This is a genomic window from Yokenella regensburgei (genome assembly GCF_003634235.1).
GTDB classification, from domain to species: Bacteria; Pseudomonadota; Gammaproteobacteria; order Enterobacterales; family Enterobacteriaceae; genus Yokenella; species Yokenella regensburgei.
On record NZ_RBIZ01000008.1, the window covers coordinates 23,650 to 50,648 of the forward strand.

Here is a 26,999-nt window from a genome sequence, read left to right on the forward strand (position 1 = left end):
AGGCGTAGAGCGTCCACCACATCGCAATGATGTGGAAATAATAAAAAGGAAAAGTTCGCTATAAAATATTCGAGATAATCTTATGAATACTATGGCCTAACTTATTTTCAAGCCGAAGCTTGTGTACATAAATTTTCTTAATATCAATGTTGTCAGTTTTTATAATTTGTTGAATACTTATTCCTGACATGAAACGTTTTAGTAATATAAACTCTGTATAGTTAAGTGAGCGTCCACGTTTGGTGTTTGCAAGTCGCCCTGTAAACAAACGGCGGATCTTCTGTTGTTGCACAAAATCATCATCATCGGAATAGATAATCCCCTGAATCTTATTGCTTTTGGAAAGCCAGTAATTTGCCAAAGGGGTCAGGCTTCGGTCTGAAATCAGGACAATATGCATACCACTGTTTGCCAGCCTGTCGACCCATTGCGGATCGGAAAAAATCCGTAGATTTGGGAATGAAAAATCAACGAATATAAACCCTCTCGATAAATGATTTTGATTATCAAGTAGTAGTTTTTCGACAACGCCTTTTTTCAGATATGCATTACCCTCCGGCCAGATGGCAAATGCCGCATTATTGCAATATTGTACCCGCACTGCGCTGTCAGGGAATAATTGACAGGATAATTCACAGCTAATACAACGGACAATCTGTGGTGTCTTTCTCATCATCCAAAACGACTCCTGCCGATTTTTCTCTTTCAATATTTCATTGGTAAATAAGTGTGTCAATCCAGCCCATCCAGTAGGCGATAGTTATTAATAAGGGCGAATAATCACTCGTGTAATAAATTCCTGGTGAGTGATTAAATATAACCTTCAGAAGCCGTGATGTAACCTGGCGCTGCGATAACTTAATTCAGATTAATAACCAACTGACCAGGATTTTTATACACATTTACCTGTATTAGGAAAAATCTTAAAATAGCACTATTTGCTAAACGATTGACGTAATAAATAATGCTTCTTAATAACATCTCTCAGCTTCTTCTGGCACATCTCTGGTGTTGCGATAAAATATAAACGTAACTCTGGTGAAACTGTAATGAATTCTTATTATTAAGTTTTAGAAAATTCTCACCTAAGATATTTGTCTGATATCTCATTGTAATGAAAGTGTTTTGATCTCAAGCCTTGAGATTCTTATCTATGATCATGTACAAAGAAGGGGCGTCTTATCGATTTGCATGTAAAATTAAAGGGTGCGCACTGTGCATCCCGCGAAACGTTTTTGTAACAGAGGGCCGGGCAATTGTACCTTATCAATCAGTTGGTCGAATTTAATCCGGATAGCAAGAGTCTGGTCAATCGGTTGACCGGGCGGTCTATTCAACTGCAGCTTCCTGCCTCTCTTTGTTTACTCTATTTAATAACGCATCCGAATGAAGTTGTTTCCCAGAACGCGTTGATGAAAGTGGGTTGGGGTGAGAGAAATGATGTGACGACGCCTAATACTTTTTACCAGGCGATTTTAACATTACGTAATGCACTGGAAGATGTGGGGCTAGCCCGCGATACGGTAAAAACGATTTCCCGGCGTGGACTCACTTTAATTGAAAACACCCGCGTGGATGTGGTGACACCTTCCCATGGGGATGTTCATGAATCACCCGTTATCGAAGAGCGCGAATTAACGGCAATAATACCTCCTTTGCTGCAACGACAGAGCCGGGTTCCACTGTGGCTTACGGTGTGCCTGACGGGGTTAAGTATAGTCACGGTTGTTATTTGGCTGGTGTGGTATCAGACACGACCTGTTATGCCATTTAGCCAGTTTCTACCGGTTTCAATGCAGACACCGTCGAGTACTCACTGCAAAATCTATTACTCACCGAATGAACATGACCTGGACAGCTATTTTCAACTGATGCAAGCGCATCCGGAACTCTGTGGTAATAATCAACGAGTGTATCTCTCTGGTTACAGCAAAGCGGAGCGGGTAGTGGCATTTGTCTGTGATAAAGATGCGCGGGCTGATGCTTCTGCATTTTGTACTACGCATTATTACTGGACGCGCAGAAAATGAAAAAAAATCGCAACATTATTCTGCTCTCCGTTGGGCTTATCATCGCTATCGGTTCCGGTATCTGGTTATGGTATTCACGCTATGCCGATACGCCGGTGAACTGCATCGGGAATGTCGAATGGAATATTGGCAGTAATCGATTCGCAGGTACGCTCTCTTTTCGTATGTATAACCAGGAGGGGCTGGCGACCCTCACCGGAAAACTCTACGGACGAAATACCACCGATGTCAGCAGAAACATCTACTTCAGCTATACCCAACAGCGGGATGCCCGCGTGCTGCGTACGATGCAGGTGGTCAAAACCTTCGCTGATTCGGCAGATGAAGAGGATATCGACGACACCTTGCCTGGTTTCTATCGCCAGACGGGCAGAGGACTCAGCGTGGTGATGGATGAATATCGGGGAGCATGGATTTTTGCGACCTCAAACGTCCCTTCACTCTACTGCCGCAAAAGATAACGCTGAAATCGGATGAAAAAGCCCTGTGCGGATGCATAGTCAAAGTCCTGCTTTCCCGCTAAAGTTAGTTTTCCACGGCGCGAAAGGAGACAAAAATGCTCTATATCTTTGATTTAGGTAATGTGATTGTCGACATCGATTTCAACCGTGTCATGGGAGCATGGAGCGACTTCAGCCGTGTTCCTCTGGCTACGCTTAAGCAGAAATTCATTATGGGCGACGCTTTTCACCAGCATGAGCGCGGTGAAATTAGCGATGAAGCCTTCGCCGAAGCGCTATGCCATGAGATGGATCTCTCGCTAAGCTACGAGCAGTTCTCTCATGGCTGGCAGGCCATTTTTGTGGGGCTGCGCCCTGAAGTTATCGACATCATGCATAAGCTACGTTCGCAGGGACACCGGGTCGTGGTGCTGTCAAACACCAACCGGCTTCATACGACCTTCTGGCCGGATGAATACCCGGAAGTGCGGGGGGCTGCCGATCATATTTATCTCTCACAGGAGATGGGTATGCGTAAGCCCGAGGCGCGTATCTATCAGAAAGTGCTCGAGACAGAAGGCTTTTCTGCCAGCGATACGGTCTTTTTCGACGATAACGCCGATAATATAGAAGGCGCTAACCAGTTGGGGATCACCAGTATCCTGGTCACCGGTAAGGAGACCATTCCCCACTATTTTGCGAAGCAGCTATGATAAAAACCGTTCGTCATCATGTCAGTCATCGTTTAGGGCCGCTGGTCGCATGGCTTAAGCTGCTCTGGCGACGCATTGATGACGATCATATGACGACGCTGGCCGGGAATCTGGCCTACGTGTCGCTGCTGTCCCTGGTGCCGCTGGTAGCCGTGGTGTTTGCATTGTTCGCGGCATTTCCGATGTTCTCTGACGTTAGCGTGCAGCTGCGGCACTTTATCTTCGCAAATTTTATTCCAGCTACCGGCGATGTTATTCAGCGCTATATCGAGCAGTTTGTCGCCAACTCCAGCAAAATGACCGCCGTTGGCGCCTGCGGGTTGGTCGTCACCTCGCTGCTTTTGATGTACTCCATCGATAGCGCGCTCAATACCATCTGGCGTAGCACCCGCATTCGCCCAAGGGTGTATTCGTTTGCCGTTTACTGGATGATCCTCACGCTTGGGCCACTGCTGGCCGGTGCCAGCCTTGCCATCAGCTCTTATTTGCTGTCGCTGCGCTGGGCTAGCGAGCTTAACGGGGTGATTGATAACGGGTTACGCCTCTTTCCGTTGCTGCTCTCGTGGATGTCGTTCTGGCTGCTTTATAGCATTGTACCCACCACGCGAGTCCCCAACCGCGATGCCGTGGTCGGGGCATTTGTTGGTGCAGTGCTGTTTGAGCTCGGCAAGAAAGGTTTTGCGCTCTACATCACCATGTTCCCATCGTATCAGCTGATTTATGGTGTCCTTGCGGTAGTTCCCATTTTGTTTGTCTGGGTTTACTGGACCTGGTGTATCGTCTTGCTTGGGGCAGAAATTACTGTCACTCTCGGGGAATACCGAAAACTTAAAACAGAGTCTGAAGAACAACCATGATTGCATTAATTCAACGCGTAACCCGTGCCAGCGTCACCGTGGAGGATGAGGTGACGGGCGAAATCGGTCCAGGACTTTTGGTGTTATTAGGTGTCGAAAGAGATGACGACGAGCAAAAAGCCAATCGCCTGTGTGAGCGGGTACTGGGCTATCGAATTTTTAGCGATGCCGACGGCAAAATGAATCTGAACGTCCAGCAGGCGGGGGGAAGCGTGCTGGTGGTTTCGCAGTTCACCCTGGCGGCAGACACCGATCGCGGAATGCGCCCGGGGTTCTCAAAGGGCGCGGCGCCAGAAAAAGCAGAAGCGCTGTATGACTATTTTGTCGAGCGCTGCCGTCAGCAGGAAATGAATACCCACACCGGACGATTCGCTGCGGATATGCAGGTTTCGCTGGTCAACGATGGCCCTGTTACGTTCTGGCTGCAGATATGAGCCAACTTCCGGGCTGGTCGGTAACCAAAGAGAGTACAGCTATGTATCACCTTCGTGTACCGCAAACAAAAGAAGAGTTAGAGAACTATTACCAGTTTCGCTGGGAAATGCTGCGCAAACCGCTGCATCAGCCGAAAGGTTCAGAGCGCGACGGTTGGGATGCGCTGGCGCATCATCAGATGGTGGTCGATGAAGAGGGCAAACTGGTCGCCATCGGTCGCCTGTACATTAACGCTGATAATGAAGCCTCAATTCGTTTTATGGCAGTCCACCCCTCCGTACAGGACAAAGGTCTTGGTACGCTGATGGCGATGACCCTGGAGTCCGTTGCTCGTCAGGAGGGGGTTAAACGTGTCACCTGCAGCGCGAGGGAAGACACGGTCGAATTCTTTGCCAAACTGGGGTTTGTGAATCAGGGAGAAATTACCACCCCACAAACTACGCCGGTGCGCCACTTTTTAATGATAAAACCGGTCGCGACGCTTGATGATATTTTGCATCGCGGTGACTGGTGTGCCCAGCTGCAGCAGGCGTGGTACCAGCATATTCCGCTCAGTGAAAAAATGGGTGTGCGCATTCAGCAGTACACCGGACAGAAATTTATCACCACCATGCCGGAAGTCGGTAATCAGAACCCGCACCAAACGTTGTTTGCCGGTAGCCTGTTTTCGCTGGCTACGCTGACCGGTTGGGGGCTTATCTGGCTGATGCTGCGTGAACGCCATCTCGGCGGCACCATCATTCTTGCCGACGCGCATATCCGCTACAGTAAACCCATCAGCGGCCGCCCGACCGCTATCGCCGATCTCGGCTCGCTGAGCGGCGATCTCGATCGCCTGGCGCGTGGACGCAAAGCCCGCGTGCAGCTTCAGGTCGAGCTGTTTGGCGATGAAACCTCCGGCGCCGTGTTTGAAGGCACCTACATCGTACTCCCCGCGAAGCCTTTTGGGGCTTATGAAGAAGGCGGTAACGAAGAGGAGTAGTACGGCCTTTTGGGTTTCTGGATTGTCGATCGCAAAAGCGAAAGCTGCCTTCAAATTCCGCTTTATCCGCTCATTAAGAAGGCGTAATTTGCCTGAAAATTAATCAGTGGTGATATACTGGAGTGATATATGAGTCTGGTGGTGGACCTTGATATGGGCAGGATTCTGATAGATTTGTCGGACGATGTAATCCAACGGTTGGATAACCTTAAACAGCTGCGAAATCAGCCGCGCGCTGAGTTATTGCGTGAGGCCATTGAGCAATATCTCGATAAACAAGGCGCTTCGGTGATCCGGGAAGCGCTAGGTTTATGGGGGGATCAGGAAGAGGATGGGCTTGAATACGAGCGTAAACTTCGTGATGAATGGTGATCATGGAGCATATGGCAGTATTTGATACCAATATTCTCATCGATCTTTTCAACAATCGTATGGAGGCAGCGGACGCCATAGAGAGTACTGCGACACATCGGGCAATAAGTCTCATCACCTGGATGGAAGTGCTCGTTGGCGCTCGCAAGCACGGTCAGGAAGCAAAAACGGCGGCAGTAATGAGCGCTTTTGAGATTATCGATGTTTCACGCGAGATTGCAGAACGTAGCGTTTTGCTTCGTGTAAAACACGGGATGAAGCTTCCGGATGCCATTATCCTGGCCACCGCACAAAGTAAAAATTGCCAACTTATCTCACGTAATACTAAAGATTTTGCGGGCATCGCTGGGGTTATTTCGCCCTATCAGTTGTAAACCGGGCAAGCGAAGCGTTGCCCGGTAATTACAACCGTTGAAGTTACTCTCCTTCACCCGGGAACAGGAACGGGTTGATAGAGCTACGGGCGAACCCTTCCTGCTCCATTTTAGCGTCCAGCACCAGTGAGGCGAGGTCGTCCGCGACGGCTTCTACATTCGGGTCTTTTTCCTGATACAGGATCTTCAGGTAAGTGCCGCAGTCGCCACAGCTTTCTGCTTTGATAGCCGCCTGCTCGTTGTCCAGCGACCAGTAATGCAGGTCCCGGCTCTGTTCGCAGTTGCTGCACTTCACGCGCACCACGTGCCATTCCGTTTCACACAGGTTGCAGTGCAGGTAGCGCAGCCCCTGAGTGGTACCAATCTGCACAACGCTTGATACGGGCATAGAGCCGCATACCGGGCAGTACTGGCGCGCTTCGCCGTATTCGGCGCGGGCTTTGCCTGGGATAAGGCTTGCCATTTGCGCCCAGTACAGCGACAGGGCTGCCCAGATAAACGGGGCTTTGTCGCTGCTCACAGAAGCAAAATCTGAGGCAAACAGCGCGCTCGCCATCTGCTCCAGCTCCTGCTCAGAAGCCTTCTCCAGGTTTTCAATCACCGCCAGCGCCGGACCGCTCATCTCCGGTTTCAGCTCAGCAATCATCGATTGCAACAGCGTGTGCCAGTGCTTATCGCGCGGCAGCACGTGGATATCCAGCGGCGGTTTGCCCTGGGCGGCGGCTTCTTTGATGCGTGCGGTCAGATCCATCTTGAGTGGATGATCGTACAGCACCACTTCCTGGGCATGGGCGATAAGCGCGGCAAAGCGCAGATAATCGCCCAATGGATTGTGCTCTGCCAGCTCGCGCAGGCGTTCAGCCCGGCGGTTGTAGAGGTTTTTCAGTCTGGGGAACAGCAGCGGCGGAATTGCTTCCGCCGTGCGTTTCTCGCTCGAACCCAGCTCATCTTGCGGGATTATGCGAATACTCATTCAGTCGATTTTTCCGTTGTCTTACGAACTTCGCGGTACCAGCGCGGGTGATGTTTCTTCGCCCACGAACTGGTGACCCAGCCTTCCACCATCGCGGTAATCGTGCCTTTTACCCACAGCGCGGCGTAAATATGCACCATAATAACCACAATGAGCGCTACTGCGGCAAATGAATGCAGCATCAACGCGAACCGGATCACCGGAATGGAGAAAGCAGGCGCAAAGTATGGACGCCAGATAATCACACCGCTCACCAGCAACAGCACCAGGAAAATAATCGCCGCCCAGAAAACGCATTTCTGGCCGAAGTTATAGCGCCCGGTGTCACCCACTTCCTCGTTGACGACAATCTTACGAATATTCTTCGCCCAAAAGATATCATCCCGATTGATTAGGTTGTGGTGCCAGTAACGGAAAAACATGATGATGAACGAGGCGAACATCACCACCCCGACGAACGGGTGCAGAATACGCGCGAGCTGCGGCGTACCCAGAATATGCATCAGCCAGTTGAAGGACGGGAAGAAAAAGCCCAGTCCGCTCACCGCCGCCAGAATGAAGCAGAAGGCGGTGACCCAGTGGTTGATACGCTCTGGCGCCGTGTAGCGCACGATGGTGTCACGTTTTTTCATTTGCGCACCTCGTCATCTTTCTCATGCAGGTTGTCTTCTTCCTCATCCGCACGGTTCGGACCGACACCGACGTAGTGGAAGATGCTCGCGGCGAAGGTTGCCGCAAAGCCGATCGCGGCCAGCGGTTTCCAGACACCTTTCCAGAATTTCACGGTCTGGCTGATTTCCGGGTTCTCCGGCAGGCCGTGGTACAGATTCGGCTTGTCGGCGTGGTGAAGCACATACATCACGTGCGTACCACCAACTCCTGCCGGATCGTACAGACCTGCGTTTTCGTAACCACGGGTTTTCAGCTCGCTCACGCGCTCGCCCGCCAGAATTTTCATATCCTCTTTGGAGCCAAAGTGGATAGCGCCGGTCGGACAGGTTTTCACGCATGCCGGTTCCTGGCCCACCGTTACACGGTCAACGCACAGCGTACATTTGTAGACGCGGTTGTCTTCCGGGTTCAGGCGCGGTACGTCAAACGGACAGCCGGCGATGCAGTAGCCGCAGCCGATGCACTGCTCAGACTGGAAGTCGACGATGCCGTTGGCATACTGAATGATAGCCCCTTCCGACGGACACGCCTTCAGGCAGCCCGGATCGGCACAGTGCATGCAGCCATCCTTACGGATAAGCCACTCCAGCTTGTCGTTTTGTTCCACTTCCGAGAAACGCATTACCGTCCACGATTTGGCGGTCAAATCGGCAGGGTTATCGTAAACCCCCACGTTGTTGCCCACGCTGTCGCGGATATCGTTCCACTCAGAACAGGCCACCTGGCAGGCTTTACAGCCGATACAGGTGGTCACGTCGATGAGTTTCGCCACTTCCTGCTGGTGATCCCGCGCCTGTGGCGCGGGAGTGAAACCGTTAGTCGCGGAACGACGAATAATGTCTTGCGATTGATAAGCCATAAGTCGTCTCCGTTACACCTTTTCCACGTTCACGAGGAAGGCTTTGAACTCCGGCGTCTGCGTATTCGCATCACCGACGAACGGCGTCAGCGTGTTGGCAATAAAGCCTTTCTTCGCCACACCCTCATAACCCCAGTGGATAGGAATACCGATGGTATCGATATCTTTACCATCCACTTTCAGCGTGCGAATACGTTTGGTCACCACCGCCTTGGCTTTGATGTAGCCACGGTTAGAGGAGACTCTCACCGTATCGCCATGGCTGATACCGAGTTTGCCCGCCAGTTTCTCACCGATTTCCACAAACTGCTCCGGCTGTGCGATAGCGTTGAGCAACGCATGCTTGGTCCAGTAGTGGAAGTGCTCGGTCAGACGATAAGTAGTACCGACGTACGGGAACTTATCGGCTTTGCCCAGAGCTTCAAAGTCGTCTTTGAAGATACGTGCGGCTGGGTTCGAGACCACTTTCGGGTGCAGCGGGTTGGTACCCAGCGGCGTTTCAAACGGCTCGTAGTGTTCCGGGAACGGTCCTTCGGCCATCTTATCAATAGCGAACAGACGTCCCATCCCTTCCGGCTGCATGATGAACGGGCCAACATCCGAGCCCGGCGCTGCCGTGCTGTAGTCCGGAATGTCCACGCCGCCCCATTTTGCGCCGTCCCATTTCAGAAGCTGGCGTTTCGGATCCCACGGGTTACCCTGCGGGTCAGCGGAAGCACGGTTATACAGAATACGGCGGTTGAGCGGCCACGCCCACGCCCAGCCCAGCGTATTGCCAAGACCGGATGGATCGGCGTTATCGCGGTTGGCCATCTGGTTGCCATTCGGCGTCCAGCTACCGGCGAAGATCCAGCAACCGCTGGAGGTGGTGCCATCGTCACGCAATTGGGCAAACGAACTGAGCTGCTGGCCTTTCTTGACGATAACCGCGCCGGTGGCCGGATCGACAATATCTGCCAGCGCTTTACCGTTGCTCTCCATGGCCACTTCCTCAGACGCCGGTTCGTCAGGCGTTGAGTAGTTCCAGCTCATGTTCAGTACCTGCTCCGGTACCGGGCCGCCTTCGGTGGCATACATCTTGCGCATACGCATGAAGATACCCGCCAGGATTTCGCCATCGGTTTTGGCGATCCCCGGGGCATCTGCGCCTTTCCAGTGCCACTGCAGCCAGCGGCCGGAGTTAACGATTGAACCGTTTTCTTCGGCAAAGCAGGTGGACGGCAGACGGAACACTTCGGTCTGAATTTTGGATGGGTCAACGTCATTCGACTCACCATGGTTCTGCCAGAACGTCGATGTTTCGGTGTTCAGCGGATCGATAGTGACGAGGAATTTCAGCTTCGACAGTGCTGCGACGACCTTGTTCTTGTTCGGGAACGAGGCAACCGGGTTAAAGCCCTGGCAAAGGTAACCATTGACCTGGCCTTTATACATCATGTCGAAATACTGCAGGACGTCGTAACCTTTGTCCCACTTCGGCAACCAGTCAAAGCCCCAGCTGTTTTCTGCTGTCGCCTTATCACCATAGAACGCCTTCATCATGGAGATGAAGAATTTCGGGTAGTTGCCCCAGTAGTTCACCTGGCCATCCAGCAGCGGTTTCGGCGTGTTGGCCGTCAGGTAAGTCTGCAGGTCGGTCTGTTTTTCGCTTGGCAGCGTCATGTAGCCCGGCAGGCTTTGTGACAGCAGGCCTAAGTCGGTCAGACCCTGGATGTTGGAGTGTCCACGCAGGGCGTTGACGCCGCCGCCAGCCATCCCCATGTTGCCAAGCAGCAGCTGAATCATCGCCATGGTGCGGATGTTCTGCGCGCCAATGGAATGCTGGGTCCAGCCGAGTGCATAGAGGAACGATGCGGTTTTATCCGGCGCGCTGGTTTCAGCGATGTACTCACAGACTTTCAGGAAGTCGGCTTTCGGCGTACCGCAGATGTTTTCGACGACGTCCGGCGTATAGCGGGATACGTGCGTTTTCAGCAGGTTCCAGACGCAGCGCGGATGGGTAAGGGTGGTGTCGCGTTTCGCGTGACCATTTTCATCCAGCTCGTAGTTCCAGCTGGTTTTGTCGTACTTACGCTTATCCGCGTCATAGCCCGAGAACAGGCCATCATCGAAGGTATAATCCTCACGCACGATCAGGCTGGCGTTGGTATAGGCTTCGGTGTATTTGCGGTTAATTTTTTCGTTAGTCAGCAGGTACAGAATAACGCCCGACAGGAACGTAATGTCGGTACCGGAACGAATTGGGGTATAGAAATCAGCGACCGATGCGGTACGAGTAAAGCGCGGATCGATAACAATCAGCTTAGCGCCGTTGTGGATCTTCGCTTCCATCGCCCAGCGGAACCCTACCGGATGTGCTTCAGCGGCGTTACCGCCCATCACCACGATCAGGTTGGCGTTCTTCATATCGACCCAGTGGTTGGTCATCGCACCGCGACCAAAAGTTGGAGCAAGACTTGCTACCGTTGGTCCGTGTCAGACACGCGCCTGGTTGTCGACCGCGAGCATACCGAGCGCGCGAGTGAATTTCTGGGTTAAATAACCGGTCTCGTTGCTGGAGGCCGAGGCGCAGAGCATCCCGGTGGAGAGCCAGCGGTTAACCGTCGTGCCTTCGGCGTTCTGGGCCACGAAGTTAGCATCACGGTCGGCTTTCATCAGCTTCGCGATGCGGTCGAATGCCTCATCCCAGCTGATCTGCTGCCACTTGTCGGAACCTGGCGCACGATACTCTGGGTACTTCAGGCGGCTCTCGGAGTGGACGAAGTCCACCAGACCGGCCCCTTTAGGGCAGAGCGCACCACGACTCACCGGATGGTCCGGATCTCCTTCGATATGGAAGATGGATGCTTTGGCGTTTTTTGCACCGTCACCGAGGCTATACATCAACAGCCCACAGCCAACGGAACAGTATGTACAGGTGTTACGGGTTTCACGGGTGCGCAGCAGTTTATATTGCCGCGTTTCCGCCAGCGCTACGCTTGGGGTGAAACCCAGCGCCGCTACCGTGGTGCCTGCCATACCGCCAGCGCAGATCTTAAAGAACTGCCTTCTGCTGACCTGCATGGTTCGCTCCTTGTTTCTTTTTCGACATTGTCACGAGTAGTTATTTACTTTGCGGTTGACCCCGCAAAGGTTCAGAATTGGGGTAATTTCCCTCTTCCGTGGAGGGATTTGTATCAGAATACCACATTGTCGGTATGCCTGTTCCAATACGGTTAATACAAAGTGAACAACATCTATCCAAAACAGATCAAAAGCGTGACATCGATCACAGGAATGCGCCAAATCGACCTGTGGAAAAGGCAAGATTTGCAACATCCTCAGCCTGACGAGTTAGCTGAAGAGGTTCCGGTAGCGTTAGTCTATAACGGCATATCCCATGTCGTGATGATGGCGACGCCCAAGGACCTTGAGCACTTTGCTGTCGGTTTTTCCTTATCCGAAGGGATTATAGAAAATCGCCGCGAGATCTTTGGGATGGATGTGGTGCAGGCCTGCAATGGCCTGGAAGTACAGATCGAGCTTTCCAGCCGTCGCTTTATGGGGCTCAAAGCCCGCCGCCGTGCCCTGGCGGGACGAACCGGCTGCGGCGTGTGCGGGGTTGAACAGCTTAACGATGTTGGAAAACCGATAACCCCTCTGCCTTTCACGCAAACATTTTCGCTTAACCACCTCGATATGGCGCTTGAGCACCTTAACGATGTGCAACCAATCGGTCGTTTGACCGGCTGCACTCACGCGGCGGCTTGGGTGATGCCGGGCGGTGAGCTGGCGGGTGGGCATGAAGACGTCGGGCGCCACGTGGCGCTGGATAAACTGCTCGGTCGTCGTGCGGCGGAAGACACCCGCTGGCAGCAGGGTGCGGCGCTGGTTTCCAGCCGTGCGAGCTATGAGATGGTACAGAAGTCGGCCATGTGCGGGGTTGAGATCCTGTTTGCGGTCTCTGCGGCGACGACTCTGGCGGTAGAAGTGGCGGAGCGTTGCAACCTGACGCTGGTGGGGTTTTGCAAACCGGGCCGGGCCACGATTTACACGCATCCACAGCGTCTGATTACCGCTTAACTATTGATCAGTATTTTTGAAAGACTATAGCAATTCCTTCCGCTTTCAGTTAGCGGGTGCCGGGGCTATTATTTATCTCATCAAGGCACGGCGCCTTATCTAAACAAACTAATTGAAAGGTATACATCATGAAAAGCATCAAAACTTTTGTCGCAGTTATCGCTCTTGCTACTTCTTTCGGTTCTTTCGCTGCTCAGACCGTCACGGCAACTGCTTCTACCCTTGATGGCGCAGAAGCCAAAATCGCCGCTCAGGCAGAGCAGGCCGGTGCTTCTTCCTACACCATTACCCAGGCTTTCAACGGTAACCGTGTACACATGACCGCTGAACTGAACAAATAATGACTTAGTTTTTGTCGAAAGAGCGCCTCCGGGCGCTTTTTTCGTTTATGGCAGTCCTGCCAGCCGCAGTAGCGCCGTCACCACCGCCGCGGCGGCAATGACAATAATTAATGGCACTTTTTTCCAGGCGAGGAATACCGCAACGGCCACGCCAGCCACGCGCGCCATGCCGGCAAAATGACTGCCTTCAAAAAAGGTGGTTGCCAGCGCTACGGCAAACAGTAACGTCGTCGCTCCGTCGTTGAGCATCGACTGCGAACGCTCGGAAAGCGCCAGACGGTTACCCAGCTTCGCCCCGCCAAACCGCATCAGGTAGGTTCCCGCCGATAGTATTGCGATGCCGACGATAATCCAGATCGTATCACCCATTATTTTTTCCTCGCAAAAACGCCGAGCAGTGACAGCAGAACCGGTACACCTGCCGGAGTGAAAGGTACGGAAGCCAGTGAAATCACTGCTCCGGTCACGGCACGAATCAGCGTCGTCCGGTTTTTAAACGCCGGGATCACCAGCGCGAGCAGGATGGCGGGGAACACAGCGTCCAGACCGATGGTTTCCGGCGATGGCAGCAACTTACCCACCGCTGCGCCAATCAGCGCCCCCACAGGCCAGCAGATAGCAACCCCCAGCCCGCACAGCCAGTAGGCGGCTTTGCGCTGTTCCGGGGTTTTTTGCGACAGGCCGAAAACCACGCTTTCGTCGTTCATGATATGGCAGCCGAGAAAGCTGGCGGCACGTTTACCGACCAGATCGCGCACCGTCACACCGAACGGTACATGGCGCGCGTTCACCAGCAAACCTGCGGCAGCAGCGGCCAGCGGATTACCACCGCTGGCGATAATGCCAATAAACATGAACTCAGATGCCCCCGCCAGGACGAAGATCGAGAGCACAAACGGTACCCACAACGGAAAACCATAGGCGATGGCCAGCGAGCCGTAGGACAGGCCGACAACGCCGACCGCCAGGCAAACCAAAAATATCGCTTTTATCGTGTCGCCTTTGAGGCTGGAGAAGTGATGTTTCATACAATTTTAGCCATATCGAACGAGTATCCATTATAATGAACGCATCAGTGTCGTTTATCAAGATGAACGATTCGTTCGATTTATAAAACAGAGGCCGTTTATGACGCAGCCAATTAGCGTGATCGCCAAAAGTCTGGTGCGAGAGCGCATGCGTACCGGACTTTCACTGGCGGAAATCGCTCGCCGTGCCGGGATTGCAAAATCCACGCTCTCACAGCTCGAATCCGGGAATGGTAATCCTAGCCTGGAAACGCTCTGGTCGTTATGCGTGGCGCTGGATATTCCTTTTGCGCGATTGCTGGAGCCGCAGCTGCCAACCACTCAGGTGATCCGCCGCGGTGAAGGGACAAAAGTGGTGGCCGAACAGGCCAACTATCAGGCGATCCTGCTTGCCGTCTGCCCGCCGGGGGCCCGCCGCGATCTTTATCTGCTGATGACGCAGCCCGGTGCCGACCGTATCTCTCACCCGCATCCACCGGGATCGGTTGAGCATATTATTGTGACTCAGGGACGGGCGATGGTCGGGCTGACCAGCGCGCCGGAAGAGTTAGGAGAAGGGGATTACATCTGCTATCCCGCTGACCAGGAGCACGTGTTTAAGGCGCTGGAGCCAGATACGTTGGCCATTCTGGTGGCAGAACAGAACTGACTCCCCTCTCCGTTAAGAGAGGGGAAAGGACTATCACGCCAGATAAAACACCGGCTTCAGCTCGGCGCTCTGCGGGCTGTTGTCCGGATTAGCGGGCATCACTTCGCGCATGTGTTTCCACCAACGTTTGCACACCTCGGTGCTGGCAACAGCGTTCCAGCGTTCTTCTGACTCAATCTCAACGCTGGCAAACAGCAGGTGCCGCACGGGATCGAGCCAGATGGCGTAGTGGTGTGCTCCGTGCGCCTTAAGCGTGGCCTCAAGCTCCGGCCAGATGGGGTTATGCCGCCGTTCGTACTCCTCGTGCGCGTCGGGGTTCACCTGCATCACGAAGGCTTTGCGGATCATAGCGCCTCCAGGTACAGCTCGCGCACTTCGTCGCGGCTGGCGGTACGCGGGTTGCACGGTGCGCATGGGTCGGCGAGGGCTTTATCCAGCCAGCCTTCGATATCTGCTTTAGTCACGCCAAGCTTGCTGAATCCGGATGGGATCCCCACGCGGGCGCTCAGCTGACGAATGGCTTCTATCGCCGTCATACTGGCCGCTTCGTCGCTCATGCCCCGCGTGTCCACGCCCATCGCCTGCGCCACGCGGGCAAAGCGCGCCACGGCGTTAGGGCGGTTAAAGTTCTCGATAACCGGCAGCAGAATAGCGTTACACACGCCATGCGGCAGGTTGTGGGTCGCTCCCGGCTGGTGCGCCAGCGCATGAACCAGTCCAAGGCCGGCGCTGTTGAACGCCATTCCTGCCAGATACTGGCCAAACGCCATCTGCTCGCGCGCTTCGAGGTTGTGACCATCATCGACGGCTTTCGGCAGCCACAGGTTAATCAGGCGTATCGCTTCCAGCGCATTGGCGTCGGTCAGCGGGTGAGCACCAACGGAAACATAGGCTTCGATAGCGTGGGTTAACGCATCCATTCCGGTGGCGGCGGTGACGGAGGCCGGGATTTCCAGCATGACGCTTGCATCGTCAACGGCGATATCCGGAATGATATTGGAATCGATGATGACCTCTTTGACCTGGCGCTCGCTGTCGATGATCACCGCGTTGCTGGTCATCTCGGCGGCGGTGCCTGCCGTGGTGTTAATCGCCACCAGGTGAACGCCAGGATGGATGACTTTGCCGACGCCGGAATACGCCGTGGAAGGGCCCGGGTTGGCCGTCAGGATTTTAATCGCTTTGGCGGTATCGATTGGGCTGCCGCCGCCAAAGGCAATAATGTAATCGCACTGCGCGTCCTTATAGGCCTCATATCCTTTTTGTACCAGCGCTTCCGTTGGATTTGGAAAGACGTCATCGAACAGATGATATGACATCTGGTGCGCGTCCAGCGCGGCAAACAGGCTGTCGAGCAGCCCCAGCTTGACCAGCTGTCCGTCGGTAACAATCAGCGCTTTGCCCCACTGCTTGCCCGCCACCAGGTTAACCATATCGCCAATCGCGCCTGCGCCGTGCAGGCTGATTTTGGGTAACGCCAACATAAAACTCATGACAATTCTCCTTAAGGTTTACTGTGATGCTTCCGGCAGCAGCAGGCGCGTATGGGCTATGCGTAAAGTTCCAGGGCGCTGGCCAGTGGGGTCACGCCAAAGCGTTTACCCAGCGCAATCAACTGCTCGCGGGTGATGGTCTGCTTCATGCCGCCCATCGAATAGATTTTCACCAGCACTTCGGCGGATTTTTCTGCGGTGTCGATAAGACCGAACGCCTCGTCAAGCGTTGGACCGCTGCCGAAAACGCCGTGGAACGGCCACAGCACCAGTGAGTGTTTTTGCATCTCCTGAGCGGTAGCCTGGCCGATTTCATCGGTGCCCGGCACCATCCACGGCAGAATGCCAACGCCGTCCGGGAAGACCACCAGGCACTCGGTGCTGCCTTCCCACAGTTTGCGGGTGAAGAGGGCGCTGCTGTTTTCCAGTACGTAGGTCAGGGCTATCAGGTTGGTCGCATGACAGTGCATGATCACGCGATCTTTACCGCCAGTGGCGATAATACGCTCACAGTGAGAGAGGAAATGTGCGGGCAGTTCCGAAGTCGGTACCGCTTCGTTGATAAGCCCCCACAGGATGTGATACCCCGCGCCGTCGCTGTCGACCTGTACAATGCCGAGGTTACCCGCCGGGCACAGCTGTACGTTGCGAAAGAATTTCCCTGAGCCGGTGACGATGAACGGCGTATTGGCCAGCAGCGGCATCGGCTGGCTCAGCGCGATGTAGCGCGGTTGTGGATGAAATTCTGCTTTAAATGGCGCGATGTCGCTTTCGTCGAGGCGCAGCGTCAGGTTACCGCCGTTACGCTCGTCCCAGCCTTTCAGCCATGCATCTGAGGTGGCTTTAATCATGCCCTGGACGAACCAGGCGTCGGTGATAGTCTGCATAGTCTTTTTGAGTTCCTTGTTGTGTCCCCCTCTCCCTGCGGGAGAGGGGTGGGATGAGGGCAGCATTACCCGCGCAGGCTTAAAACGTTTTTCTCGTAGGACCGAATGTTTTCCAGCCACTCGATGCCCGCCGGAGTGTCGTGACGCTGGCAGTACATCTCCCACACGGCCTGCCACGGCAGTACCTTCTGCTCCTCCAGCAGCGCCAGGCGTGCGGTGTAATCGCCACCAGATTCCAGCTGGCGCAGCAGGGTCGTTGGCTCCAGCAGCGCGCGTAGCAGTGCTTTTTTCATATTGCGGGTGCCAATCACCCAGGCGGCAATGCGGTTGATGGAGGCGTCAAAGAAGTCGAGACCGACATGGACGCGATCAAACAGGTCATGGCGGATAATTTCGCTGGCAATGGCCTGGGTCTCGTCATCCAGCAGCACTACGTGGTCGCTGTCCCAGCGTACCGGGCGGCTCACGTGCAGCAGCAGGCGCGGAACAAACAGCATCGCGGCGGAGATTTTGTCGGAAATCACCTCGGTCGGATGGAAGTGTCCGGCATCGAGGCATAGCGCGGTCTGGCGGCTGGTGGCGTAGCCCATATAAAACTCGTTCGACCCAACGGTGTAACTCTCGGCGCCAATGCCGAACAGTTTGCTTTCCACGGCGTCGATGTGGTGTGCCGGGTTCAGTTTTTCACTGATGATGTCGTCCAGTGCGTTCAACAGACGCTGGCGTGGGGCAAAACGGTCCACAGTGAGGTCTTTCATCCCGTCGGGGATCCAGATGTTCATCACCGACGGAGTACCTAGCTGCTCGCCAAAATATGCCGAAACGCGGCGGCTGGCTTTGCAGTGATCGATCCAGAACTGGCGAATCTCATCGTTAGCGTGGGCGAGGGTGAAACCGTCGGCACTCAGCGGATGCGAGAAGCAGGAAGGGTTGAAATCGAGCCCCAGATGGTTGGCTTTGGCCCAGCTCACCCAGTGGGTGAAGTGCTCAGGCTTGATTTCATTACGCGCTACCGGGGCATCGGATTCCAGATAAATGGCGTGCAGATTCAGGCGCTTTGGTCCCGGGATCAGGCTCAACGCCTGTTCAAGATCGGCCCGCAGCTCCGCGGCGTTGCGCGCCTTGCCCGGATAGTTACCGGTGGCCTGAATACCGCCGGTCAATGCTCCGCCAGGATTTTCAAAACCAGCAACGTCGTCGCCCTGCCAGCAGTGCATTGAAATTGGCAGGCGGTCGAGCTGGCGCAGTGCCTCCTCGACGTCCACGCCAACGGTGGCAAAACGCTGTTTAGCCAATTCCCAGGCCTGTTCTGTATGAGTCGTCATGCGCAAAGCTCCTTTGTCGGTGAAGTTGGCTGAAACTGCGCAACGTAGCGGGCAATTTCATGATTTGGATTCGGGGTAAAGGTGGTCAGCGGGTAGTTGTGGGCCACCAGCTGACGGAAGTCGTCGACGTTGTGCAGTTCATCAAGCGCCATCAGCTGAATGCCGATGTTGCCAAGCGTTGACGCCTCAACCGGCCCGGCAACCACGGTTATCCCGCAGGCATCGGCACAAAGCTGGTTGAGCAATGGGTTCTGACACCCGCCGCCGACGATATGTAGCTGCCCGAACGGGCGTCCGCGCAGCGCCGTCAGCTCCTCCAGCACGCGGGCGTAGAGCAGGGCGAGGCTGTCAAAAATACAGCGCGCCAGCTGGGCGGCAGAGGCCGGAACAGGCTGCTGGCTTTCGCGGCAGGCGGCCTGAATTTCTGCGCTCATGTTGTCGGGGTTGATGAAGCGGTCGTCGTTGGGGTTAATCACAAAGCGGCAGGCGGGTAACCGCTCCGTTTCTGCGATAAGTGACGGCAGGTGGCTTACGTTCTGCTCTTTCAGCACCCGCTGCAGCAGCCACAGGCCCATGATGTTTTTCAACACCCGATAGCGCCCTTCGGCACCGCCCTCATTGGTGATGTTGGCCTGCAGCGCCGCCTCGCTGGTGTAAGGGGTTTTGCTCTCAAAGCCCATCAGAGACCAGGTGCCGGACGAGAGGTAGGCGGCATCGCGGTTCATCAGCGGGGAGGCGATCACTGCGCTTGCGGTATCGTGGCTGGCGACAGCAACCACCGGAATCGCATTACCCTGCGGGCAGATCCAGTGGCCAATCACGTTGCCGGGATGCGTCGGGGTGCCGAACCATTGGCGGTGTGCCCCGCTCCAGGCAAGCAGCGCGTCGTCCCAGCTGTCGGTGCTGATGTTCACCAGTTGAGTGGTGGTGGCGTTGGTGTATTCCCAGTTCATATTGCCGGTCAGGCGGTAGCTGAAGTAATCCGGGATCAGCAGCGCATGGGCCACCTGCTCCGCCAGCGCGGGCTGTTGCTCCGTCAGGGCGCGCAGCTGATAGAGGGTGTTGAAAGGTAAAAACTGAATACCGCTGCGACGATAAATATCGGCTTTGCCGAGCTGCGCCATAGCGCGCGGCATGATGCCGTGCGTGCGGCTGTCGCGGTAAGAGACCGGCAGCCCGACGCGTTCGCCCTGTTTATCGAGCAGAACATAATCCACGCCCCAGGTATCAATGCCGATACTGTCGATGAGAATGCCTTCCGCACAGACGTTTTCCAGGCCGCGGCGGATCCCCGCTTCCAGGCTGTCGATATCCCAGCAGTCTGTTCCGTTGATTTTCTGCAGGCAGTTCACGAAGCGATGCGCTTCACGTAGTGACAGCGTACGCCGCTGGCGGTCGTAGGTGGCAAGCATTACCCGCCCGCTGGAGGCGCCTAAATCAACGGCGACGCAATGGCGAAAAGTCATGTCATGGGTCCTTCTCAGAATCAGTGGACCCAGTCTAAAAAGTGCCGCCCGGCACCACCTTCTTGTTACTGACAGGCAAAAATGGGCGCTGGCAAGAAAGCAAAGATGAGTGTGAGGAAGTTCACGGTTTCCAGTAATAGATGCGCTAAGTGGGGATGTGACCCGCTGCGCATTTCCTGATAATTCCGGGCGTATCTTGAAAAAGCGACAGGCTTTGCGCGCTTTGCTGTCGAAAATTCAAGGTGTCACGGAGGGCTGTTCATTACTATCCAGAAAACTCACCTGAATCGTGCAGGAGCCGGAATGACTATTTTGCAAAGCGCGGATTTTTTCCCCTCGGGCGTATCTCCTGTCGCGATCGAACCGCGCCTTCCTCAGCCAGCGTTTCCCGAACATCATCATGATTTTCATGAAATTGTGATCGTTGAGCACGGTACCGGTATTCATGTCTTTAACGGCCAGCCGTATACCATCAGCGGCGGTACGGTATGCTTTGTGCGCGATCATGACCGCCATCTTTACGAGCACACTGACAATCTGTGCCTGACCAACGTGCTCTACCGTTCTCCGGATGCGTTCCAGTTTCTCTCGGGCGTTAATCAACTGCTGCCACAGGAGCAGGATGGGGTGTATCCCTCCCACTGGCGGGTCAGCCAGAGCGCCCTGCAGCAGGTCCGGCAGCTGGTGGTACAAATGGAAAACGCCGAGCAGGGAGAGGCGGTGCACGCCGTCGCCAACCGGGAAATTCTGTTTATGCAGATGCTGATCCAACTGCGGCGCGGCAGCCTGGCGGCGGAGGCGCGGAATAATGATGCCCGGCTGAACCAGCTGATTGCCTGGCTTGACGATCATTTCGCGGAAGATATCTGCTGGGAAGGGGTAGCTGAGCGATTTTCGCTGTCGCTGCGCACCCTGCATCGTCAGTTGAAACAGCACACCGGCCTGACGCCGCAGCGCTACCTGAACCGGGTACGGCTCACCAAAGCGCGCCATCTTTTGCGCCACAGTGATGAAAGCGTCACGGATATCGCATTTCGCTGCGGTTTTGGCGACAGTAACCACTTTTCAACGCTTTTCCGCCGGGAATTTAACTGGTCGCCGCGCGATATTCGCCAGGGACGCGACGTCCGGCTCCAGTAACGCGAGAGCAGTCACCGTTTTTTGCGCCTGAAACGCGAATAATATCCGGCTTCATACAGTGAGGTGACGTCGTGTCCGGTGAACTTATCCTGCAAAAAGCGGAATTTTTTGCCTCGCCCGCTCAGGCGGTGGCGGTGGCTGACCGCTACCCGCAAAACGTTTTTGCCGAACATACCCACGAATTCTGCGAGCTGGTGCTGGTGTGGCGCGGCAATGGCCTGCACATCCTCAACGACCGTCCCTACCGTATCACCCGCGGCGATCTGTTCTATATTCGCGCCGAAGATAAGCACGCCTACGCCTCGGTAAACTCTCTGGTGCTGCAGAATATTATCTACTGCCCGGAGCGGCTAACGCTTAACCTCGACTGGGCAGCGTATATTCCCGGTTTTAACGGTTCGCCCCGGCAACCTCACTGGCGCATCGGCAGTAACGGAATGACGCTGGCGCGGCAGGTAATAAGCCAGCTGGAGCATGAAAACCTGAAGGATGACCCACTTGCGGGGAATATGGCAGAACTGCTGTTTGCTCAACTGGTGCTGACGTTGAGTCGTCATCGTTACGCTACCGATAACCTCGCGGCGACCGACAGCGAAACGCTGCTCGATAAACTGATTACGGCGCTGGCGGGGAGCCTTAACCGCCCCTTCACGCTGGAGCGTTTTTGTGAGCAGGAAGGCTGCAGCGAGCGCGCATTGCGTCAGCAGTTTCGTCAGCAGACCGGCATGACCGTCGGCCAGTATTTGCGCCAGCTGCGGATTTGCCACGCCCAGTATCTGTTACAGCATTCGCCGGGAATGATAAGCGACATTGCGATGATGTGCGGATTTGAAGACAGTAACTATTTCTCAGTGGTGTTTAATCGGGAAACGGGGATGACGCCAGGCCAGTGGCGTCATCGCAGTCGCGCGTTAGTCTGACTAGTTCGCCATACCAAGACCCACAATGTTAGCAGCGATGATGATCACCACGCAGCCGAGGCTCAGCACGCTCACCGGGCGGCGACCTGCGTTTTTCCACTCTTTGAGCACCAGCCCTACCAGGCCACCGCACAGCACGTAGAAACTCATGTGCAGCATCCAGCTCATGTAGTCGTACTGTGGCGGAATGCTGGCGTGTCCCCAGGCGTAGAAGAAAAACTGCAGATACCACATCAGACCGCCCAGCGCCGAAAGCAGGATATTGCTGATGATGAGCGATTTTGCCAGCGAGAAGTCGGCTTTTACCGACAGATTTTTAACTTTCGCCAGACGAATAAAGCAGAAGCCCAGGTTGATAACCGCGCCGCCGCCCATAATGATGACGTAGCTCGGTAGCGCAACGTATAACGGGTCAACGCCCAGCGCCGCGGCAGCTTCATGCATAGGTTTGGCGGCGTTCATGGCAAACGACATGCCGGCCGAGAAAATCCCGCACATGACAGCCAGCGCCAGGCCTTTTTTCAGATTGAACTCTTCCGCCTGAATGCCCATTTTGCGCTCTTTGAGTTGACCTGCTCGGGTCACAATCCCAACGCCAATCAGCGCCACCAGAACACCAAGCAGGGTCATCTGACCGCCGGAGGTGTGGATCAGAACGTCAAAGTTGCCGTTAATAATCGGCGTCATCAGCGTACCAACCACCAGAGTAATACCGATAGCAATGCCGATCCCCATCGACATGCCAAGATAGCGCATGGTCAGGCCATAGTTGATATTGCCGATCCCCCACATAGCGCCGAACAGAAACACCGGCAGCAGCGTAGAGGCGGAAAAGGAGCGGTAATAGGCCCAGAAATCAGGCAGCAGCAGGGCGCTGACAATCCACGGCAGTATTATCCAGGAGACAATGCCGCCTATCGACCACATGGTCTCCCACGACCAGTTTTTCACTTTCTTGAACGGTGCATAGAAACAGGCTGCGCTGGCCGCACCTATTAAATGCCAAAAGATCCCCATCGTAATCGCGTGACTCATTTTTCTTATCCTCATCGTTGTCGTCGATGAATCTTCATCTGACGGGATGAGTGTAAAAATCATACAACTGATTAACCTTCGACCCCTTGCCGCAAAGCGTTCCGGGCTGGCAAAAAGCGCGTACTACGGGTGAGCTGTCTCACAGAATCAACGAGATAACCGGCGAGGATATCCACAGGAAAACTACGGCATTGATAATCATTTTCAATATCATTTAATTAACTATAATGAACCCACTGCTTACGCGGCGTTAACACCTCTGCCGCCCGATAATACTGGAGATGAAAATGAGCTATACACTGCCATCCCTGCCGTACGCTTATGATGCACTGGAACCGCACTTCGATAAGCAGACGATGGAAATCCATCACACCAAGCATCACCAGGCTTATGTCAACAACGCCAATGCCGCGCTGGAAAGCCTGCCAGAATTCGCCAACCTGTCTGCAGAAGAACTGATCGCTAAACTGGATCAACTGCCGGCTGACAAAAAAACCGTACTGCGTAACAACGCTGGCGGTCACGCGAACCACAGCCTGTTCTGGAAAGGCCTGAAAATCGGCACCACCCTGCAGGGTGACCTGAAAGCCGCCATCGAGCGCGACTTCGGTTCCGTAGACAACTTCAAAGCTGAGTTTGAAAAAGCCGCTGCAACCCGTTTCGGCTCTGGCTGGGCGTGGCTGGTACTGAAAGGTGACAAACTGGCTATCGTTTCTACCGCAAACCAGGACTCCCCGCTGATGGGTGAAGCTATTTCCGGCGCTTCCGGCTTCCCGATTGTGGGCCTGGACGTGTGGGAACACGCTTACTACCTGAAATTCCAGAACCGTCGCCCGGACTACATCAAAGCGTTCTGGGACGTTGTGAACTGGGACGAAGCCGCTGCACGTTTTGCTGCTAAAAAATAAGTTCTGACGCCTCTGGCGTGATGATAACCCTGCTCAATCGGCGGGGTTTTTTTATGCCTGCTACCCGCCTCCTGTGATACACGTCACCAACAGAAAACAATGATCTGATAATTATGAAATACAGTTTCATTTTGCAAATTGGATCACTTTTATCTGATTCGTGAATGTCTATTGTGGCTGCAACGACACCGCTGACGCGTGCATACAACAACAGAAATCAGCGGCCACAACATTACATTGATCGAGTCAGGTGGCGATATGCAGATTAAACGTGCGATTGAGAAAATCCCTGGTGGCATGATGTTAGTGCCGCTGTTTCTGGGCGCTCTGTGCCATACCTTCTCCCCGGATGCGGGTAAATACTTTGGCTCCTTTACCAACGGGATGATCACCGGAACCGTACCGATTCTGGCCGTCTGGTTCTTCTGCATGGGGGCTTCTATCAAACTGAGCGCCACCGGTACCGTGCTGCGTAAATCCGGCACGCTGGTGGTGACCAAAATCGCTGTGGCGTGGATTGTGGCGGCGATAGCTTCCCGCATCATTCCGGAGCATGGCGTTGAAGCCGGTTTCTTTGCCGGGTTGTCGACGCTGGCGCTGGTGGCGGCGATGGACATGACCAACGGCGGGCTGTACGCCTCGGTAATGCAGCAGTACGGCACCAAAGAAGAGGCCGGGGCGTTTGTCCTGATGTCGCTGGAGTCCGGCCCGCTGATGACCATGGTTATCCTCGGTACCGCCGGGATTGCCTCCTTCGAGCCTCACGTATTTGTCGGCGCAGTGCTGCCGTTCCTTGTCGGTTTTGCGCTCGGTAACCTCGATCCTGAGCTGCGTGAATTCTTCAGCAAAGCGGTGCAGACGCTGATCCCGTTCTTCGCGTTCGCGCTGGGTAATACGATTGATTTGAGCGTGATTGCGCAGACCGGCCTGCTCGGTGTGCTGCTGGGCGTGGCGGTGATCATCATCACCGGTATCCCGCTGATTCTTGCCGATAAGCTCATCGGGGGCGGCGACGGTACGGCAGGTATTGCTGCTTCAAGTTCCGCCGGTGCTGCTGTCGCAACGCCGGTGCTGATTGCAGAGATGGTGCCCGCGTTTAAACCGATTGCACCGGCCGCGACGTCGCTGGTTGCGACTTCGGTGATTGTGACGTCGATTCTGGTACCTATCATCACCTCTATGTGGTCGCGCAGGGTGAAAGGTGAAGCGGCGAAGGTTGAGATCCGCGAAACGGTAAAATAGATAACCCTGCTTCGATGAAAAAGCCCCGAACTACGGGGCTTTTATCGTTAGTTGAGCGCGAAAAGGTGGTCTATCTGCTGGCACTGTGCCACTGAAAGTTCACCCGCAAAGTTGCGTGAGTGAGGCTGGCAATAGCCGTTCTTGTGTGAGACAGCGGTTTTGATGGTGGTGACGAAGTCGTCACCGATGGTGTAAATCGACATAAAGCGGCTGATTTCACGCTGGACGTTATACAGCGTCTGCAGATCCCGTTCCTCCCAGGCATCCCGCGCCTGCACGAACAGCTCCGGAACGATGTTGTTCAGCCCGGAGATAATCCCCGCGCCGCCCGCCAGCAGATTGGGAATGTAGTACTCGTCGTAACCCGAGAGTACGGCAAAATCGTGACGCACTGATTCGGTGGCGAGAATGGTATTACGGGTGTGCGACTGGCAGTCGACCGTGTCTTTGATACCGGCGAAATTGGCAAACTCTTTGGCAAGCGTTGCGGTGATTTCAGGAGTGATATCGCACCCGGTTCGCGCCGGGAAGTTATAGGCGAACCACTTGCCGCTGAACTGACTACCAAGCTCGCGGAAGTAGCTCAGAAGCTGGCGTGGCGTTTGCCCATAGTAGTAGGGTGGCAGCACCATCACCGCGTCATAATCGCACTGCCAGGCCTCCTGCGCCATGCGCAGAATATCACTCACGCAGGTGGAAGAGACGTTAGCCACCATTTTCAACGGCGACATTGCTCGTGCCTCGCGAATTAGCGTTAAGCGCTCCTCGAGAGTTAAGGAAGCGAATTCACCAATGCTGCCCATTAGTAGCAGCACATCGATGCGTGCGGCGGTCAGGCGTTCAAGGTGTTTTGCGAGGCCCTGCAGATCTAGTTGTCCCTGTGCATCCATCGGGGTGATTGAAGGACACCAGACGCCGGCAAACTGTGAATGACTGGTCACGTCGTTAACTCCTCATTGTGAAATGCCGTTTCAATTTCCATAAAGAGATACCATGATTCGCCCACCATAAGCGCTATGCTCGTCGCATTTTACGCAGTCGATGCGCAAAATTTATGCTCTAATAAGGCCACCAGGCGACGAAGGAAGGGAAAACAGATGCGACATGCGGTGGAAGTATTTACAGGTACAATCCGTGATTACGCCGGCAGCAGGCCGAGCGCCATTGGCAAAGTGCAGGTTGACGGCGAGCTGAAGCTAACGGAGCTTGGGCTGGAAGGCGACGAACAGGCCGAGAAAAAGATACACGGCGGGCCGGAGCGCGCGCTGTGCCACTACCCGCGCGAGCACTACGCCGAGTGGGCGCGAGAGTTCCCGGAGCTGGCTGAGCAGTTCTGCGCCCCGGCATTCGGCGAGAATCTGTCGACGGTGGGGATGACCGAAGAGAGCGTCTACATCGGGGATATCTACCGTTGGGGTGAGGCGTTGATTCAGGTGACTCAGCCACGTTCCCCGTGCTTCAAGTTGAATTTCCATTTCAATATCAGTGACATGTCATCGCAGATGCAGGCCAGCGGTAAAGTAGGTTGGCTGTATCGCGTGGTTGCCGCGGGCAACGTGTCCAGCGATGCGCCGCTGGAGCTGGTTTCGCGGGTGAGCGATATTTCGGTACGTGAAGCGGCGGCGATTGCCTGGCATATGCCGTTTGACGATGAGCAGTACCACCGTTTGCTGTCGGCAGCAGGATTGTCGACCAGCTGGACCAGAACGATGCAGAAGCGTCGGTTAAGCGGTGTGATTGAAGATAATTCGCGGCGATTGTGGGGCGCGTAAACGCCCTCTCCGTTGCGGGAGAGG

General features: G+C 54.7%; 30 protein-coding genes. 16 read left to right on the forward strand and 14 right to left on the reverse strand.

The genetic code is table 11. The features are described from left to right. Positions 1 to 58: 58 nt before the first annotated feature. Positions 59 to 676: a transcriptional regulator gene (locus C7387_RS21625; RefSeq protein ID WP_038253432.1), complete on the reverse strand. Its 618-nt coding sequence runs from the start codon at positions 674 to 676 to the stop codon at positions 59 to 61. 580 nt (positions 677 to 1,256) lie between these two features. Between C7387_RS21625 and C7387_RS21630 the strand changes: the two genes are divergently transcribed. The 8 genes from C7387_RS21630 (at position 1,257) to C7387_RS21665 (ending at position 6,203) form a co-directional block, all read left to right on the forward strand. Next, positions 1,257 to 2,030 (forward strand): winged helix-turn-helix domain-containing protein, encoded by a 774-nt coding sequence (locus C7387_RS21630; RefSeq protein ID WP_120817478.1) that lies wholly within the window; start codon positions 1,257 to 1,259, stop codon positions 2,028 to 2,030. Then, positions 2,027 to 2,491 carry a hypothetical protein gene (locus C7387_RS21635; RefSeq protein ID WP_038253430.1) on the forward strand — a complete coding sequence of 155 codons (465 nt, stop codon included), beginning with the start codon at positions 2,027 to 2,029 and terminating at the stop codon, positions 2,489 to 2,491. The genes C7387_RS21630 and C7387_RS21635 overlap by 4 nt, the downstream gene beginning before the upstream one ends. A 95-nt stretch (positions 2,492 to 2,586) precedes the next feature. Beyond that, positions 2,587 to 3,183, forward strand: coding sequence for a glucose-1-phosphatase (gene yihX, locus C7387_RS21640; protein WP_006817995.1), 597 nt, complete (start codon positions 2,587 to 2,589; stop codon positions 3,181 to 3,183). Beyond that, positions 3,180 to 4,040, forward strand: a complete 861-nt coding sequence (locus tag C7387_RS21645; RefSeq protein ID WP_006817994.1) for a virulence factor BrkB family protein — start codon at positions 3,180 to 3,182, stop codon at positions 4,038 to 4,040. The genes yihX and C7387_RS21645 overlap by 4 nt, the downstream gene beginning before the upstream one ends. Further along, positions 4,037 to 4,474, forward strand: coding sequence for a D-aminoacyl-tRNA deacylase (gene dtd / locus C7387_RS21650; RefSeq protein ID WP_006817993.1), 438 nt, complete (start codon positions 4,037 to 4,039; stop codon positions 4,472 to 4,474). The genes C7387_RS21645 and dtd overlap by 4 nt, the downstream gene beginning before the upstream one ends. 41 nt (positions 4,475 to 4,515) lie before the next feature. Further along, the gene (fabY, locus tag C7387_RS21655; protein WP_040903128.1) at positions 4,516 to 5,457 is read left to right on the forward strand and encodes a fatty acid biosynthesis protein FabY; all 942 of its coding nucleotides are present in this window, start codon (positions 4,516 to 4,518) and stop codon (positions 5,455 to 5,457) included. Between the two features lie 129 nt (positions 5,458 to 5,586). Then, on the forward strand, positions 5,587 to 5,829 hold the full coding sequence (locus C7387_RS21660; protein WP_120817479.1) for a ribbon-helix-helix protein, CopG family: 243 nt from the start codon (positions 5,587 to 5,589) through the stop codon (positions 5,827 to 5,829). 2 nt (positions 5,830 to 5,831) lie between these two features. Next, positions 5,832 to 6,203, forward strand: a complete 372-nt coding sequence (locus C7387_RS21665) for a type II toxin-antitoxin system VapC family toxin (RefSeq protein ID WP_081874630.1) — start codon at positions 5,832 to 5,834, stop codon at positions 6,201 to 6,203. A 43-nt stretch (positions 6,204 to 6,246) separates the two neighbouring features. Here C7387_RS21665 and fdhE read toward each other — a convergent pair whose 3' ends face one another. From fdhE to fdnG, 4 genes are read right to left on the reverse strand one after another with little or no spacing between them, the layout of a single operon-like run. Next, on the reverse strand, positions 6,247 to 7,176 hold the full coding sequence (fdhE, locus tag C7387_RS21670; protein WP_006817988.1) for a formate dehydrogenase accessory protein FdhE: 930 nt from the start codon (positions 7,174 to 7,176) through the stop codon (positions 6,247 to 6,249). Continuing rightward, the gene (gene fdoI / locus C7387_RS21675; RefSeq protein ID WP_006817987.1) at positions 7,173 to 7,808 is read right to left on the reverse strand and encodes a formate dehydrogenase cytochrome b556 subunit; all 636 of its coding nucleotides are present in this window, start codon (positions 7,806 to 7,808) and stop codon (positions 7,173 to 7,175) included. Before fdoI ends, fdhE begins: the two co-directional genes overlap by 4 nt. Then, the gene (fdxH, locus tag C7387_RS21680) at positions 7,805 to 8,707 is read right to left on the reverse strand and encodes a formate dehydrogenase subunit beta (RefSeq protein WP_006817986.1); all 903 of its coding nucleotides are present in this window, start codon (positions 8,705 to 8,707) and stop codon (positions 7,805 to 7,807) included. Before fdxH ends, fdoI begins: the two co-directional genes overlap by 4 nt. Before the next feature lie 12 nt (positions 8,708 to 8,719). Beyond that, positions 8,720 to 11,770 (reverse strand): formate dehydrogenase-N subunit alpha, encoded by a 3,051-nt coding sequence (gene fdnG, locus C7387_RS21685; protein ID WP_112471533.1) that lies wholly within the window; start codon positions 11,768 to 11,770, stop codon positions 8,720 to 8,722. A 213-nt stretch (positions 11,771 to 11,983) separates the two neighbouring features. Here fdnG and fdhD point away from each other — a divergent pair, with 213 nt between their 5' ends. After that, positions 11,984 to 12,769 carry a formate dehydrogenase accessory sulfurtransferase FdhD gene (gene fdhD / locus C7387_RS21690; RefSeq protein ID WP_006817983.1) on the forward strand — a complete coding sequence of 262 codons (786 nt, stop codon included), beginning with the start codon at positions 11,984 to 11,986 and terminating at the stop codon, positions 12,767 to 12,769. 128 nt (positions 12,770 to 12,897) lie between these two features. Beyond that, complete coding sequence (locus C7387_RS21695) at positions 12,898 to 13,110, forward strand: YdgH/BhsA/McbA family protein (RefSeq protein ID WP_006817982.1); 213 nt, start codon at positions 12,898 to 12,900, stop codon at positions 13,108 to 13,110. A 45-nt stretch (positions 13,111 to 13,155) separates the two neighbouring features. On the opposite strand, the gene C7387_RS21700 is transcribed toward C7387_RS21695, so the two are convergent. Next, positions 13,156 to 13,479, reverse strand: coding sequence for an AzlD domain-containing protein (locus tag C7387_RS21700; RefSeq protein WP_006817981.1), 324 nt, complete (start codon positions 13,477 to 13,479; stop codon positions 13,156 to 13,158). Continuing rightward, a complete protein-coding gene (locus tag C7387_RS21705; RefSeq protein WP_006817980.1) occupies positions 13,479 to 14,138 on the reverse strand; it encodes an AzlC family ABC transporter permease in 660 nt (219 codons plus the stop codon). Before C7387_RS21705 ends, C7387_RS21700 begins: the two co-directional genes overlap by 1 nt. 100 nt (positions 14,139 to 14,238) lie before the next feature. Between C7387_RS21705 and C7387_RS21710 the strand changes: the two genes are divergently transcribed. Continuing rightward, on the forward strand, positions 14,239 to 14,787 hold the full coding sequence (locus C7387_RS21710) for a helix-turn-helix domain-containing protein (RefSeq protein ID WP_120817480.1): 549 nt from the start codon (positions 14,239 to 14,241) through the stop codon (positions 14,785 to 14,787). Positions 14,788 to 14,820: 33 nt separating this feature from the next. Here C7387_RS21710 and rhaM read toward each other — a convergent pair whose 3' ends face one another. The 5 genes from rhaM to rhaB all read right to left on the reverse strand — a co-directional run bounded on the left by rhaM (position 14,821) and on the right by rhaB (position 19,958). After that, positions 14,821 to 15,135 carry an L-rhamnose mutarotase gene (gene rhaM / locus C7387_RS21715; RefSeq protein ID WP_120817481.1) on the reverse strand — a complete coding sequence of 105 codons (315 nt, stop codon included), beginning with the start codon at positions 15,133 to 15,135 and terminating at the stop codon, positions 14,821 to 14,823. Continuing rightward, on the reverse strand, positions 15,132 to 16,280 hold the full coding sequence (gene fucO / locus C7387_RS21720; protein ID WP_120817482.1) for a lactaldehyde reductase: 1,149 nt from the start codon (positions 16,278 to 16,280) through the stop codon (positions 15,132 to 15,134). The genes rhaM and fucO overlap by 4 nt, the downstream gene beginning before the upstream one ends. Positions 16,281 to 16,336: 56 nt before the next feature. Continuing rightward, complete coding sequence (rhaD, locus tag C7387_RS21725; protein WP_120817483.1) at positions 16,337 to 17,167, reverse strand: rhamnulose-1-phosphate aldolase; 831 nt, start codon at positions 17,165 to 17,167, stop codon at positions 16,337 to 16,339. A gap of 65 nt (positions 17,168 to 17,232) precedes the next feature. Then, positions 17,233 to 18,492, reverse strand: coding sequence for an L-rhamnose isomerase (rhaA, locus tag C7387_RS21730; RefSeq protein ID WP_038253411.1), 1,260 nt, complete (start codon positions 18,490 to 18,492; stop codon positions 17,233 to 17,235). Then, positions 18,489 to 19,958 (reverse strand): rhamnulokinase, encoded by a 1,470-nt coding sequence (gene rhaB, locus C7387_RS21735; RefSeq protein ID WP_120817484.1) that lies wholly within the window; start codon positions 19,956 to 19,958, stop codon positions 18,489 to 18,491. The genes rhaA and rhaB overlap by 4 nt, the downstream gene beginning before the upstream one ends. Before the next feature lie 303 nt (positions 19,959 to 20,261). On the opposite strand from rhaB, the gene rhaS reads away from it, so the two are divergent. Beyond that, on the forward strand, positions 20,262 to 21,098 hold the full coding sequence (gene rhaS, locus C7387_RS21740; protein ID WP_120817485.1) for an HTH-type transcriptional activator RhaS: 837 nt from the start codon (positions 20,262 to 20,264) through the stop codon (positions 21,096 to 21,098). 71 nt (positions 21,099 to 21,169) lie between these two features. After that, complete coding sequence (gene rhaR, locus C7387_RS21745; protein ID WP_120817486.1) at positions 21,170 to 22,018, forward strand: HTH-type transcriptional activator RhaR; 849 nt, start codon at positions 21,170 to 21,172, stop codon at positions 22,016 to 22,018. On the opposite strand, the gene rhaT is transcribed toward rhaR, so the two are convergent. Continuing rightward, positions 22,019 to 23,053 carry an L-rhamnose/proton symporter RhaT gene (gene rhaT, locus C7387_RS21750; RefSeq protein ID WP_040903123.1) on the reverse strand — a complete coding sequence of 345 codons (1,035 nt, stop codon included), beginning with the start codon at positions 23,051 to 23,053 and terminating at the stop codon, positions 22,019 to 22,021. Between the two features lie 287 nt (positions 23,054 to 23,340). On the opposite strand from rhaT, the gene sodA reads away from it, so the two are divergent. Together sodA and kdgT are read left to right on the forward strand one after the other, a co-directional pair. Continuing rightward, complete coding sequence (gene sodA, locus C7387_RS21755; RefSeq protein WP_038253403.1) at positions 23,341 to 23,961, forward strand: superoxide dismutase [Mn]; 621 nt, start codon at positions 23,341 to 23,343, stop codon at positions 23,959 to 23,961. A gap of 258 nt (positions 23,962 to 24,219) precedes the next feature. After that, on the forward strand, positions 24,220 to 25,203 hold the full coding sequence (kdgT, locus tag C7387_RS21760) for a 2-keto-3-deoxygluconate transporter (protein ID WP_006817967.1): 984 nt from the start codon (positions 24,220 to 24,222) through the stop codon (positions 25,201 to 25,203). 47 nt (positions 25,204 to 25,250) lie between these two features. Here the strand turns inward: kdgT and C7387_RS21765 are convergent, their stop codons facing one another. Continuing rightward, a complete protein-coding gene (locus C7387_RS21765) occupies positions 25,251 to 26,144 on the reverse strand; it encodes a dihydrodipicolinate synthase family protein (RefSeq protein WP_120817487.1) in 894 nt (297 codons plus the stop codon). 156 nt (positions 26,145 to 26,300) lie between these two features. Between C7387_RS21765 and yiiM the strand changes: the two genes are divergently transcribed. After that, complete coding sequence (gene yiiM, locus C7387_RS21770; protein WP_120817488.1) at positions 26,301 to 26,975, forward strand: 6-hydroxyaminopurine reductase; 675 nt, start codon at positions 26,301 to 26,303, stop codon at positions 26,973 to 26,975. Positions 26,976 to 26,999 lie beyond the last annotated feature (24 nt).